Annotated in this window: 11 protein-coding genes; 6 read left to right on the forward strand and 5 right to left on the reverse strand. The window is 71.5% G+C overall.

Features of this window, described 5'->3' with window-relative positions; translation table 11 throughout:
• Positions 1-187 precede the first annotated feature (187 nt).
• The 3 genes from QJ852_00710 to QJ852_00720 form a co-directional block, all read right to left on the reverse strand.
• Positions 188-2482: an MMPL family transporter gene (locus tag QJ852_00710; protein ID WGX96966.1), complete on the reverse strand. Its 2295-nt coding sequence runs from the start codon at positions 2480-2482 to the stop codon at positions 188-190.
• A gap of 106 nt (positions 2483-2588) precedes the next feature.
• Positions 2589-3179 (reverse strand): TetR family transcriptional regulator, encoded by a 591-nt coding sequence (locus tag QJ852_00715; protein WGX96967.1) that lies wholly within the window; start codon positions 3177-3179, stop codon positions 2589-2591.
• 51 nt (positions 3180-3230) lie between these two features.
• Complete coding sequence (locus QJ852_00720) at positions 3231-3950, reverse strand: NAD(P)H-binding protein (GenBank protein ID WGX96968.1); 720 nt, start codon at positions 3948-3950, stop codon at positions 3231-3233.
• Positions 3951-3993: 43 nt separating this feature from the next.
• On the opposite strand from QJ852_00720, the gene QJ852_00725 reads away from it, so the two are divergent.
• Genes QJ852_00725 through QJ852_00735 form a run of 3 tightly spaced genes read left to right on the forward strand, consistent with a single transcriptional unit; the run spans position 3994 to position 6788 of the window.
• The gene (locus QJ852_00725; protein ID WGX96969.1) at positions 3994-4659 is read left to right on the forward strand and encodes a TetR/AcrR family transcriptional regulator; all 666 of its coding nucleotides are present in this window, start codon (positions 3994-3996) and stop codon (positions 4657-4659) included.
• Between the two features lie 56 nt (positions 4660-4715).
• A complete protein-coding gene (locus tag QJ852_00730) occupies positions 4716-5213 on the forward strand; it encodes an NfeD family protein (GenBank protein ID WGX96970.1) in 498 nt (165 codons plus the stop codon).
• A 57-nt stretch (positions 5214-5270) separates the two neighbouring features.
• A complete protein-coding gene (locus QJ852_00735) occupies positions 5271-6788 on the forward strand; it encodes an SPFH domain-containing protein (GenBank protein ID WGX96971.1) in 1518 nt (505 codons plus the stop codon).
• A gap of 75 nt (positions 6789-6863) precedes the next feature.
• On the opposite strand, the gene QJ852_00740 is transcribed toward QJ852_00735, so the two are convergent.
• Both QJ852_00740 and QJ852_00745 read right to left on the reverse strand, forming a co-directional pair.
• A complete protein-coding gene (locus QJ852_00740; protein ID WGX96972.1) occupies positions 6864-7550 on the reverse strand; it encodes a response regulator transcription factor in 687 nt (228 codons plus the stop codon).
• Positions 7547-8791: a histidine kinase gene (locus tag QJ852_00745; protein WGX96973.1), complete on the reverse strand. Its 1245-nt coding sequence runs from the start codon at positions 8789-8791 to the stop codon at positions 7547-7549. Before QJ852_00745 ends, QJ852_00740 begins: the two co-directional genes overlap by 4 nt.
• Before the next feature lie 171 nt (positions 8792-8962).
• Here QJ852_00745 and QJ852_00750 point away from each other — a divergent pair, with 171 nt between their 5' ends.
• From QJ852_00750 to QJ852_00760, 3 genes are all read left to right on the forward strand, one after another.
• Positions 8963-9304, forward strand: coding sequence for a hypothetical protein (locus tag QJ852_00750; protein WGX96974.1), 342 nt, complete (start codon positions 8963-8965; stop codon positions 9302-9304).
• Positions 9291-10628, forward strand: a complete 1338-nt coding sequence (locus tag QJ852_00755; GenBank protein ID WGX96975.1) for a cytochrome P450 — start codon at positions 9291-9293, stop codon at positions 10626-10628. The genes QJ852_00750 and QJ852_00755 overlap by 14 nt, the downstream gene beginning before the upstream one ends.
• 160 nt (positions 10629-10788) lie before the next feature.
• A complete protein-coding gene (locus QJ852_00760; protein WGX96976.1) occupies positions 10789-12288 on the forward strand; it encodes a fatty acid desaturase in 1500 nt (499 codons plus the stop codon).

Here is a 12288-nt window from a genome sequence, read left to right on the forward strand (position 1 = left end):
TTCGTCACGGTATGTAGGCCAGCTGTCACTTCTGTAGCGGAGCTCCGCTACAGAAGTGGCGGTCCACCTACATACCGTGATGAAGCCGCGCCGGCCAACCGCCCGCGCCATCCCCGGAAGCCACCGACCCGGCGCGTTCAAACGCGCCGGGTCGGTGGCTGTGGGATGTTCAGATGCGACGGGTCGGTCAGACGCCGGCCAGCTGCTTGTCCTCGTCCAGGTCGCCGCCGATGTGGACCGGAGCGGAGTCGCGCTCGAGCGACTCGCCCTCGACGTCGACGTTCGGCAGGATCCGGTCCAGCCAGGCGGGCAGCCACCAGGCCTTGTCGCCGAGCAGGTAGAGCACCGACGGGATGAGCACCATCCGGACGATGAAGGCGTCGAAGACGATCGACGCCGCCAGCGCGAAGCCCATCGACTTGACCACCGCGTCGTCCTCCAGGATGAAGCCCGAGAACACCGCGATCATGATCGAGGCGGCCGCGGTGACCACCCGGGCGCTGTTGCGGAAGCCGTCGACGACCGCCTCGTGCATGGGCAGCCCGTGCACGTGGGCCTCCCGCATCCGGGTGACCAGGAAGACCTGGTAGTCCATCGCGAGGCCGAAGACCACGCCGATCAGGAAGATCGGCATGAAGCTCACGATCGGCTGGCCCTCGAAGATCCCGAACGCGCCCTCCTGGAAGATCGCGACCGTCGCGCCCAGCGTCGCGAGCACCGAGAGCAGGAAGCCCAGGGTGGCGGTCAGCGGCACCAGGATCGAGCGGAACACCAGCACCAGCAGGACGAACGCGAGGCCGATGACCACGGCGAGGTAGATCGGCAGGGCGCCGTTGAGCCGGTCCGAGACGTCGGTGGTGATGGCGGTCAGGCCGGTGACGCCGACGACGGTGTCGGTCCGGTCCTCGACCGCGCCCTGGCCGTCGCGCAGTGCCTCGAGCAGGTCGAGGGTCTCCGGCTCGTCCGGTCCGGACGACGGGACGATCTGGATCATCGCGCCGGTGCCGGTCCCCGTCGGGACGCCGTTCGCGTCCAACTCGGCGTTGGTCGCGACCAGGTCGGCGCTCTCGACGTCGTCCTGGCCCGCCGCCCAGGCGACCACCTCGTCGAAGGCGGCCTGCCGGCTGTCGTCGTTCGCGATGCCACGGCCGTCGACGACGACCAGCAGCGGGCCCTCACGGCCGGGGCCGAAGGCCTCGGTCATCAGGTCCGACGCCTGGCGCTGCGTGGTGTCGGTCGGGGCGGTGCTGTCGGTCGGGAACGCGAGGTACATCTGCGTGATCGGCGCGGCCAGCGCACCCAGCAGGACGACGACGCCGAGCACCCAGGCGACCGGCGCCTTGGCGAGCATCCGCGCCCAGCGGACGCCGTTGTTGTGGATCCGGCCGTGCTCGTCGCGCTTCGGGTCGTACTTGCGCACCCGCCCGGCGAAGGCCTTCGACTTGGTCAGGCCGAGCAGCGCCGGCAGCAGGGTCAGCGCGACCAGCACCGCGATCAGCACGGTGGCCGCGGCCGCGAGACCCATGGCGGTGAGGAACGGGATCTGGACGACGGCCAGCGCGGAGAGCGCGATGAGCACGGTCAGGCCGGCGAAGACGACCGCCGAGCCCGCCGTACCGACGGCGATGCCGGCGGCGTGCGCCCGGTCGGCGGTGTGGTGCAGCTCGGTGCGGTAGCGGGCCAGGATGAACAGCGTGTAGTCGATGCCGACCGCGAGGCCGATCATCGTGGCCAGCATCGGGGTGCTGGAGCCGATGTCCATCACCGCGGTCATCGCGGTGATGCCGACCATGCCGAGGCCGACACCGAAGACCGCGTTGAGCAGCGGCATGCCGGCGGCCATCAGCGAGCCGAAGGTGAGCACGAGGACGATCAGCGCGATGCCGAGACCGATCAGCTCGGCAGTGCCGCCGGGCGGTGCCATCACGGCCATGCCGGGACCGTTGGCCTCGGCGATCAGACCGGTCTCCTCGGTCGTGTCGGTCAACAGCTCCTCGAGTTCGTCGACCGACGTGGTCTTCAGGTCGGCGGGGGAGTCGACGTCCCACTCGAACGTCATCGTGCCGATCCGGCCGTCGTCGGAGAGGGTCGCGAACGCCGCGGGCATGCCCTCGGGCGCCGCGGCCGGGGCGACGAGGCCCGGGTTCTCGGTGCCGGTCTGCGGCAGCGACGGGACCTTCTCGATCAGTTGCTGGACCGCCGCCTGGTAGCGCGGCTCCTCGAGGGTGTGGCCCTCGGGTGCCGCGAGCACGACGTTGACGGAGGCGTCGTCGAAGGCGTCCCCGGACTGCGGGAACAGCTCCTGCTGGATGTCGGCCGCCTTCTCCGACGGGATGCCCGGGATGGAGAAGGAGTCGGACATCGGCTTGGAGAAGGCAGCGGCGAGACTGCCGACGACGACCGCGAGCAGCAGCCATCCGGCGATGAAGAACGGCCACCGCCGGTAGGCGGTCGAGCCGATGCGGTAGAGCAGGCGGGCCATGTCAGGTCTCCTGGTGGGATGGACTGCGACCGGGGTCTCCGGCACAGGTCAGGGGTGGGGAAGGGTGCTGCGGGTGGAGCGGAGGGTGGAGCCGAGGGTGGGACGGTCAGGCGAGAGCGCTGCGGGCGTCGGCGATCGCGGCGTCGAAGTGCTCGGTGAAGGTCCGGTCCGGGTCCGCGGCGACCCGGTCCAGGGCGTTGTCGAAGAAGGTGAGCAGCAGCTTCAGCAGCAGCCGGGACTGCTGCGGCGGGAAGTCGTCCCCCTCGCGCTGGCGCACGCACTCGACGAAGCCGGTGGCGGCCTCCTCGAGGCGAGCATGGACGAGAGCCACGAGCCGGTGGTCGGTGACCACGGCCTCACGGAGCAGCGCGATCTGCCGCTCGTCGCCGCGGTCGCGGACCGCTTCGTGCGCGAGCACGATCAGGTCCTCGAAGAGCCGCCCGGTCGGGCCGCCCGCGACGAAGGCGTCCACCTTCGTCTGGTCCACCTCGATGCCGGGCCCGAGGACGACATCGGCCTTGCCGTCGAAGTAGTTGAACACGGTCCGGCGGGAGACGTCGGCCGCTCCGGCGAGGTCGTCGATCGTCCAGCCGTCGAAGCCCTTGTCGAGCGTCAGCTGCAGCCCGCACTGCTGGAGCCGGAGCGCGGTCTGGATGCGCTTCGCCTCGCGGCGGTTGGGTGTGCACAGCTCGGGCATGGAGTGCATCTTTGCACTTCCGTGGCTACCGGTGCAACTTTGTGACGACCGTCACGCCGCGCGGTGGCGCAGCGCGGACGGCGTCCGGCAGCCGACGATCGCGGGCGCCTCGCGGACCAGCTCCTCGTCGTCGAGGGCCGCGACCATGAACAGCGCGAAGTCGGTACGCCGGGTCAGGTTGCTCTCCAGGAGCGGGTCGCCGACGTGGCGGGCCCACACCGGCAGTCCCTCGGACGGTCCCTCCTCCAGGTCGCTGCCCCGGACCAGGGTCCAGCGGGTGTCGCTGGCGAAGATCCGCCGGCCGGCCTCGACCTGGTCGTCGATGTCGGCGAACCGGATCAGCCGGGCGGCGACGGTGAGCGTGCGCACCATGACCCGGAACCGCCGGGTGTAGCGGTCGCCGCTGTCGCGCGCGACGTGCCAGCCGCAGGAGAAGACCAGCCGGGCACCGGACTCGGCGTGGTCGAGCACCGCCTGGGCGGTGCCGCTCGCGTAGCCGCGCAGGCCGAACGGCACCAGGATCGCGAGCACGCCGTCGCAGCCGGCGACGGCGCGGGCGATGACCTCCGGGTCGTCGGTGGGCCCGGGCACGATCGTGATCCGGTCGGCCAGATCGGCGAGCTTGCCGACGCTGCGCTCGCGACAGACCGCGACCACGTCGTACCCGCGTTCGAGGCAGTGGGAGATCAGGTAGCGGCCCAGCTTGCCGGAGCCGCCGACGATGCACACGCGCCGTCCGGCGGCGCCCTCCTGATGATCAGCCTTACGCATGTAAGGAGGGTAACCGGCTGCCTTACGGCTGTAAAGTGCCGCCATGGCCGGCCCCCGCGTCCCCCTCACGCCCGAGCGGATCCTCGGGGCGGCCGTCGCCGTCGCGGACCGCAGCGGTCTGGGCGCGGTGAGCATGCGCAACGTGGGCAAGGAGCTCGGCGTCGAGGCGATGTCGCTCTACCACCACATCGCCAACAAGGAGGCGCTGCTCGACGCCCTCGTCGACTGGGTGTTCGGCGGGATCGACCTGCCGGGGCCCGGCGAGCCGTGGCGCCCGGCCATGCGTCGCCGGGCTGCCTCCGCGCGCGACCGGCTGGCCGCGCATCCGTGGGCCGTGGGCCTGATCGAGTCCCGTCGTACGCCGGGGCCGGCGCTGCTGCGCCACCACGACGCCGTGCTCGGCAGCCTGCGCGCGGGCGGCTTCGGTGTCGCGGACGCCGCGCACGCGTTCTCGGTGATCGACGCCTACGTCTACGGCTTCGTGGTGACCGAGGTGAACCTGCCGTTCGACTCCCAGGAGGGTGTCGAGGACGTGGCGACCGGGATGATGGCCGACCTCGCGGAGGGTGCGTACCCGCACCTCACCGAGCTGATCGTGGAGCACGCCCTCCGTCCGGGCTACGACTACCGCGAGGAGTTCGCCTTCGGGCTCGACCTGGTCCTCGACGGCCTGGCCCGGCTGGTGGAGGGCGACGGACCGGCGGTTTGACGGAGGGCTCGCCGGATACGATCCAGGACCCGTCCCCGCGTTTCCCCGGAGAGCTCGTGACCGTCTTCCTCGTCCTCGGCATCGCCGGGCTCCTCCTGCTCGCGGTGTCGCTCGTCGCCGGGGACCTCCTCGACGGCGTCCTCGACGCGCTCGAGGCCGACTGGATCTCCTCGGCGGTCATCGGCGGCTTCGTGTCCGCCTTCGGGTTCGGCGGCGCGGCGTCCGACGGGGCCGGCCTGCCGCTCCCGGTCTCGCTCGCCATCGGCGCGGGCAGCGGCCTGGTCGTCGGCTGGTTCGCCTGGTGGCTGACCCGGATGCTCAAGGACAGCCCCAGCGACGGCACGGTGTCGATCACCGACAGCGTCGGCCGGGTCGCCACGGTCGTCACCGACATCCCCGGCGAGGGGTACGGCGTGGTGCGGGTCCTCGTGGGCGGTCACACCCTGCGCCTCAACGCCACCGCCCACCAGCCCATCGAGGCCGGCACCGAGGTCAACGTCACCGGCGTCCTCTCCCCGACCGCGGTGAGCGTCACCGAGATCTGGCAGCCGTGAGCGCGGCGCCCACGTCCCTCCCTCCCCATTCCCCACGGAAGAACGGAAGTCATCGCTGTGAACACCGACGTCCTGGTGCCGGTCGCCGGCATCGTGGTCCTGCTGGTCCTCCTCGTCCTGCTGGTCACCAGCCGCTACAAGGTGGCCGGTCCCAACCAGGCGTTCATCGTCACCGGCCGCAAGGGCAAGGCGGTGATCAACCCCGAGACCGGTGAGCTCACCACCGACCTGTCCGGCCAGAAGGTCGTGCTCGGCGGCGGCGTCTTCGTCATCCCCTTCGTGCAGAAGCTCGCCACGATGGACCTGTCCAGCCGCCGCATCTCCGTGCAGATCCGCGGCGCCGTGTCGGGACAGGGCATCAAGCTCAACCTCGACGGCGTCGCGATCGTCAAGGTCGGCGGCAACGCCGACCAGATCCGCCTCGGCGCCCAGCGCTTCCTCAGCCAGCAGGGCGACATCGAGACCTTCACCCAGGAGGTGCTCGCCGGTGCGCTGCGCTCCATCGTCGGCGGCCTGACCGTCGAGCAGATCATCCGCGACCGCGCCGCCTTCGCGCAGCGCGTGGCCGACGAGTCGGAGTCCTCGCTGACCGGCCAGGGCCTGATCCTCGACGCCTTCCAGATCCAGGACGTGACCGACGACGGCACCTACCTCGCCGACCTCGGCCGGCCCGAGGCCGCGCGGATCCAGCAGGCCGCGGCCATCGCCGAGGCCAACGCGCGCCAGGCCGCCGAGCAGGCGCAGATCGCCGCCGAGCAGGAGATCGCCATCGCCCAGCGCACGCTGGCGCTCAAGCAGGCCGAGATCAAGGCCGAGACCGACGCCGCCTCCGCGCAGGCCGCCGCGTCCGGCCCGCTCGCCCAGGCCGAGCGGGACCAGGCGATCCTCGCCGAGCAGGAGAAGGTCGCCGTCCAGCAGGCGGCGCTGACCGAGCGTCAGCTCGAGACCCAGGTCCGCAAGCCGGCCGACGCCGAGCGCTACCGCGTCGAGCAGGAGGCCGAGGGTCGTCGTACCGCCGAGATCGCGGGCGCCGACGCGCGCAAGGCCGCCACCATCGCGGCCGCGCAGGCCAAGGCGGAGGAGACCAAGCTCAGCGGTGAGGCCGAGAAGGCGCGGCGTGCGGCGCTCGCCGAGGCCGAGGCGATCGAGGGTCTCAAGCGCGGTGAGGCCGAGAAGGGCCGTCGTCTGGCCGAGGCCGACGCCACCCGGGCCGAGGGTGAGGCGCAGGCCGCGGCGACCCTCGCGATCGGCCAGGCCGAGGCGGAGGCGATGGACAAGCGCGCCGAGGCGTTCGCCCACTACAACGACGCCGCGGTGCTGCAGATGCTGATCGAGGTGCTCCCGCAGATCGCCAAGGAGGTCGCCGCCCCGATCAGCGCCATCGACCAGCTCACCGTGCTGTCGACCGACGGCGCCGGTGCGCTGCCCAAGCAGGTCACCGACAATGTCACCCAGACCCTGCAGATGCTCAAGACCTCCACCGGTCTCGACCTGGAGGCGCTGATCAAGAAGTCGGTCGGCAAGGCCGCCGACGGCACGGTCGCTGGCGAGCTGGACGGCTCCGCCCCGGCCTGATCTCGTCGCGGTTCAACTACCGGAATTGTCGTCCAGCCCGCGTCAGCGCGACGAATTCGGTAGTTGAACCGTCGCTCAGGAGCCCGGCCGGACCAGCCCGTGGTCGTACGCGTACACGATGGCGGCCGGCCGGTCGCGCAGGCCGAGCTTGGTGAAGATCCGGCCGACGTGGCTCTTCACGGTCAGCTCGGAGATGACCAGCTCGGCCGCGATCTCGCCGTTGCTGCGCCCCACCGCGATCGCCCGGAGCACCTCCAGCTCGCGGGCGGTGAGCGGGTCGACGGCACCTGGGGTCACGGCGACCGGAGCCGGGGCGAAGCTGCGGAACCGGTCGAGGACCCGGCCGGTGACCGCGGGGTCGAGCCAGCTGCCGCCCTGGGCGACGGTGCGGACCCCGCGGATCAGGTCGTCGGCCGAGGAGTCCTTGAGCAGGAAGCCAGCCGCACCGGCGCGCAGCGCACCGGACAGCATCTCGTCGTCGTCGAACGTGGTCAGCACGAGCACCGGCGGCCCGTCGGCCGCGACCACGGCCCGGGTGGCGGTGATCCCGTCGACCGTCCGCATCCGCAGGTCCATCACGATCACATCCACGCCTGCCGGACCGAGGCCGGCGAGGGTGGCGGGCACCTCGCCGCCGTCCGCGCACTCGGCGACGATCTCGAAGCCGTCGCGCCGGCGCAGGATCCGGCGCAGCCCGGAGCGGACCAGTTCCTGGTCGTCGACCAGCACGACCTTCAGCACGGTGTCGGCCTGAGCGTTCACGCGGTCTCCGCCTTCCACAGGGTGTGCCCGCAGGGCAGCTCGAGGCCGGACCGCGCCGGTCCGCCCAGTCGTACGTCGACGACCCAGTCGCCGCCCAGCGGGCCGGCGTCGAGCCGGGCGCCGAGCTGGGCGGCCCGGGCCTGCATGCCGGCGAGGCCCGAGCCGAGTCCGTCGGGGCGTGGCCGCCCCGCAGGCAGCGGGTTGGTGATCCGCAGCCGGGCGCGGGCGCCGGTCGCCGAGAACCGGACCCGGACCTGTGCGTCGGCGCCGGCATGCTTGACCACATTGGCCAGCGACTCCTGCGCGATCCGGTAGAGACCGAGCCCGGCGGCGGCCGGGAGTGCGGCGGGATCACCCTGCTCGTCGTACTCCACGGCGAGGCCGGCGTCGGCCAGCTCCCGCACCAGGGCGGCGATGTCGCCGCCGCCGGGCAGGGCGTGGCGCTCGGAGGTGCCGTCGGCCATGGCGCCGACGGCCCGGCGGATGTCGCCCATGGCGCGGCGGCCGACCTGTTCGGCGTCGGCGAGCGCGGCGTCGACCTCGGCGACCGCCTCCGCGGTGTCCTCCGGCCCGGTCGCCTCGCGTACGTCGCGCAGGGCGTGCCGCGCGCCGGTGATCTGGAGCAGGGAGACGCTCAGGGAGTGTGCGACCAGGTCGTGGATCTCGCGGGCGATCCGCTCCCGCTCGGCGGTGGTGGCCCGGTCCCAGGCCTGCTCCCGGGCTTGCCGCTCGGCGATCAGGGCCCGCATCTGCCACAGCAGCATCGCGCCGATGACGAAGCCCAGCAGCAGCTCGAAGGTGTAGAGCGGCGCCCCGGGCAGGCCCGGCCGGATCGCCGCCTTGATCAGCACCAGCTGGCCGACGGCGGCCACCGCGAGCCCCTCGCGGACGCCGTCGCGGGCGGTGATCTCGGCGGTGGCGAGGGCGAGCAGCGCGGGGGCGAGGTCGAGGACGCCCTCCTGTGGCCGGGAGAGCAGCAGCAGCGCGGCCAGCACGCTGCCGGCACTGTCGGCCCACCAGGGCAGCCAGCGGTTGGTGCGGAACTGGACGAGCGGCGAGACCATCACCAGCGGCAGGCAGATCAGCAGTGGGTCGAGCGGCCAGATCGCCTCGCGCAGGGCGAGGCTGATCAGCACCGCCGCGACCTGCCCGAGGTGGGAGGCCAGCGGCACCCACCAGGGGTAGAGGATCTGGTGCCGGTCGAGGTTCGCCTCGATCCCGGCGCGCAGCCAGCGCAGCATGCCACCAGCCTAGGGAGCACGGCGCGGCCGGTCATCCCGCGGCGGGAGGTCCGCGGTCTCCTCCCCTGGTAGGAGTCCGGGTGCCTGCCGTCGGCCGATGTCCGGCGCCGGCCGGCCGCCTACCGTCGAGGCATCCCCTCGCACTCCACGACAGAGAGGTCGGTGAGGACGATGACCTGGACCGAGACCCACCGCCGCTGGCAGGCCCTGCGGGCCGTCGAACAGGAGCTGTGGGCCGCCGAGCGGCCCGAGCTGCCCTGGACCGACGAGCTCGCCGAGATCTTCGGCGACCGCGCGGGACTGCGGGCCGCACTGCGCTACCGCTGGCGCCTCGCGGTGAGCACCCAGCTCGACACGCACCTCCCGGAACGGGTGCTCGAGGAGCAGCGCCGGCTGCTCGCGGAGCGCGCCCGCGGGGTGCTGCTGGTCCTGGACGAGCCGGCCGAAGCCGTGGACGTCTCGCTGGACACCGGCTCCGCCGACGGGTTGGGTACGTCGCATGCGGTCGCCTGACCTCGCCCGCCCCGTCGACCTGCCGCGCTCCTTCGCCTCCTGGGTGCTGGCGCACGGCCTCCAGCGCGCGCTGATCCGGCGCGGCGCCCGCCGGGGCGACCTGATCAGCCGGATGGTGATGGACCCGGGCCTGCGGGTCGATCCGTTCCCGGCGTACGAGCAGCTGCGCGCCCGGGGCCCGATCGGCGCCAACGACCTGATCTCCGCGAGCGTCGACCATGCGGTGTGCAACGAGGTGCTGCGCAGCGACGCGTTCGGCACCGCCGGTGGCCAGGGGGAGCTGCCCAAGCCGCTGCAGTGGCTACACCACAAGGTGATCGATCCCGACACCCTCGGGCCCGTGGACCCACCGTCGATGCTGGCGGTCGACCCGCCGCTGCACACCCGCTACCGCAAGCAGGTCGCCCGCGCCTTCACCGCCCGCAAGGTCGGCCGGATGGGCGACCGGGTCGCCGACGTCGCCGGGGACCTGCTGGCCGACCTGGCCGGGGCCGAGGACTTCGACCTCATCGAGCGCTACGCCTCCCAGTTGCCGGTCACGGTGATCGCCGACCTCCTCGGCGTACCCGAGGAGGACCGCGGCCGGCTCCTCGAGCTCGGCAACGAGGCCGCGGTGACCCTCGACCCCGGCCTCTCCTGGCGGGAGTTCCGCCGCGCCGAGCGGGCGCTGCGCGAGATGCACACCTGGTTCCGCGGTCACGTGGCGCGGATCTCCGCCGATCCCGGCGACGACCTGATCAGTCAGCTCACCCTGCTCGAGGGGGAGGACCGCCTCGACCCGGTCGAGCTGCACCAGGTCGGCCTGCTGGTCCTGGCGGCCGGCTTCGAGACCACGGTCAACCTGATCGGCAACGCCGTCGCGCTGCTCGATCAGCACCCCGACCAGCTGCGCTGGCTGCAGGAGAACCCCGACGGCTGGGGCAATGCGGTCGACGAGGTGCTGCGGCACCAGTCGCCGGTGCAGCTGACCATGCGCATCGCGTTGCGCGAGACCGAGGTCGCGGGCAAGAGGTTCCTGCCCGGCCACGGCATCCTGCTCTACCTCGGCGGTGCCAACCGCGACCCCGCGGTCTTCGCCGACCCGGGCGCGTTCGACGTCACCCGCCCCAACGCCGACCAGCACCTCGGCTTCTCCGCCGGGGTGCACTTCTGCCTCGGCGCCAGCCTGGCTCGGCTGGAGACCGCGGTCGCGCTGCGGGCGCTCTACGAGCGCTATCCCGACCTCCATGTCGCCGGTCGGCCCGAGCGCCGGGGGACCCGGGTGCTGCGGGGGTTCGAACGGCTGCCGGTGCGGACGCTGCAGGAATCGCCGGTCGACCGGTGATTCCTGCACTTGTCGGGCGTTGCAACACCCGACAAGTGCAGGAGAAGCCCGTCAAGTGTGGCGCCGAGCACTTTACAAGTCTGCCCCTCTTGTCAAATGTCTTGACAAGTCCTACCTTCTTGTCAAACGGCAGTGATGCCGATCGCGAGGAGGCAGGACGATGACCGGACCGACCGTGGGCGCGACCGTTCCCGAGGGATCGACCGAGCGGTGGAAGGACAAGAAGCGCTATCTGTGGCTGCTGGGACTGCTGATCCCGGGCTTCGCGATCATCGCGTTCGTCGTGTACGCCGAGCTCGGCTGGCAGTGGGTGCTGTGGATCGGCCCGATCCTGGTCTTCGGAATCATCCCGTTGCTGGACCTGCTCGCCGGGCTCGACCCGACCAATCCGCCCGACGACGTGCTCGAGGAGCTCGAGAACGACAGGTACTACCGGTGGGTCGTCTTCATGTACCTGCCGATCCAGTACTTCGCCTTCTTCGGCGTGATGGCGATGGTGGTCGACGTCAACCCGATCGCCGCCACGGCCGACCTGTTCGGGATCAAGGACTGGCTCGCCACCAACATCAGCGCCGACCTGGTCCGTGACTTCGACCTGTCGGTCGTGGACAAGATCGGCATCGCGATCTCGCTCGGCATGATCAGCGGCATCGGCATCAACACCGCGCACGAGCTGGGCCACAAGAAGGAGTCGGTCGAGCGCTGGCTGTCCAAGATCGCGCTCGCGCCGTCCTTCTACGGCCACTTCTACATCGAGCACAACCGCGGCCACCACGTCCGGGTCGCCACGCCCGAGGACCCGGCGTCCAGCCGGCTGGGCGAGAGCTTCTACACCTTCTGGTTCCGCACGGTCTCGGGCTCGCTGAAGAGCGCCTGGAGCCTGGAGGCGAAGCGCTACCAGCGCAAGAAGACGCACCCCTTCCACCTCGGCAACGACGTCCTCAACGCCTGGTTGATGTCGCTGGTCCTCTTCGGCGCGGTGATCGCGCTCCTCGGCCCGGCGACCATCCCCTACCTGCTCATCCAGATGGTGCTCGGCTTCTCCCTGCTGGAGATCGTCAACTACCTCGAGCATTACGGCATGAAGCGACAGAAGGTCGGTGAGAAGCAGCGCTACGAGCGGGTCCTGCCGATGCACTCGTGGAACTCCAACAACATCGTGACCAACGTCTTCCTCTACCACCTGCAGCGCCACAGCGACCACCACGCCAACCCCACCCGCCGCTACCAGACGCTGCGCGACTTCAAGGAGTCCCCCGCCCTGCCGACCGGGTACGCCGGCATGATCGACCTCGCCCTCATCCCCCCGCTGTGGCGCCGGGTGATGGACCGCCGGGTCGTCGACCACCTCGACGGCGACGTAACCCTCGCCAACATCAAGCCGGGCAAGGAGGCGGCGTACCTCGCGAAGTTCCCGCCGCCGGACCAGCACCGGCTGAAGACCGACGACCTCTTCGCCCAGCAGTACGTCGGCGAGGTGCTCGCCGCGCGCTGCCCCGGCTGCAGCTACGTCTACGAGGTCGCCGCGGGCGACGAGCACGAGGGCTTCGCCGCGGGCACGGCCTGGGCCGACATCCCGGACGACTGGTGCTGTCCCGACTGCGGGGTCCGCGAGAAGATCGACTTCATCCCCTTCGACCCCGAGAAGATCGGAGCCTAG

This window comes from Nocardioides sp. L-11A (assembly GCA_029961745.1).
In the GTDB taxonomy this organism is placed as follows: domain Bacteria; phylum Actinomycetota; class Actinomycetes; order Propionibacteriales; family Nocardioidaceae; genus Nocardioides.

Bases quoted from the DNA above. Each gene is read 5' to 3' on its own strand.
- QJ852_00750 (WGX96974.1), top strand. From the start codon at position 8,963: ATGACCTGGACCGAGACCCACCGCCGCTGGCAGGCCCTGCGGGCCGTC.
- QJ852_00755 (WGX96975.1), top strand. From the start codon at position 9,291: ATGCGGTCGCCTGACCTCGCCCGCCCCGTCGACCTGCCGCGCTCCTTC.
- QJ852_00725 (WGX96969.1), top strand. From the start codon at position 3,994: ATGGCCGGCCCCCGCGTCCCCCTCACGCCCGAGCGGATCCTCGGGGCG.
- QJ852_00715 (WGX96967.1), bottom strand. From the start codon at position 3,179: ATGCCCGAGCTGTGCACACCCAACCGCCGCGAGGCGAAGCGCATCCAG.
- QJ852_00720 (WGX96968.1), bottom strand. From the start codon at position 3,950: ATGCGTAAGGCTGATCATCAGGAGGGCGCCGCCGGACGGCGCGTGTGC.
- QJ852_00745 (WGX96973.1), bottom strand. From the start codon at position 8,791: ATGCTGCGCTGGCTGCGCGCCGGGATCGAGGCGAACCTCGACCGGCAC.
- QJ852_00710 (WGX96966.1), bottom strand. From the start codon at position 2,482: ATGGCCCGCCTGCTCTACCGCATCGGCTCGACCGCCTACCGGCGGTGG.
- QJ852_00760 (WGX96976.1), top strand. From the start codon at position 10,789: ATGACCGGACCGACCGTGGGCGCGACCGTTCCCGAGGGATCGACCGAG.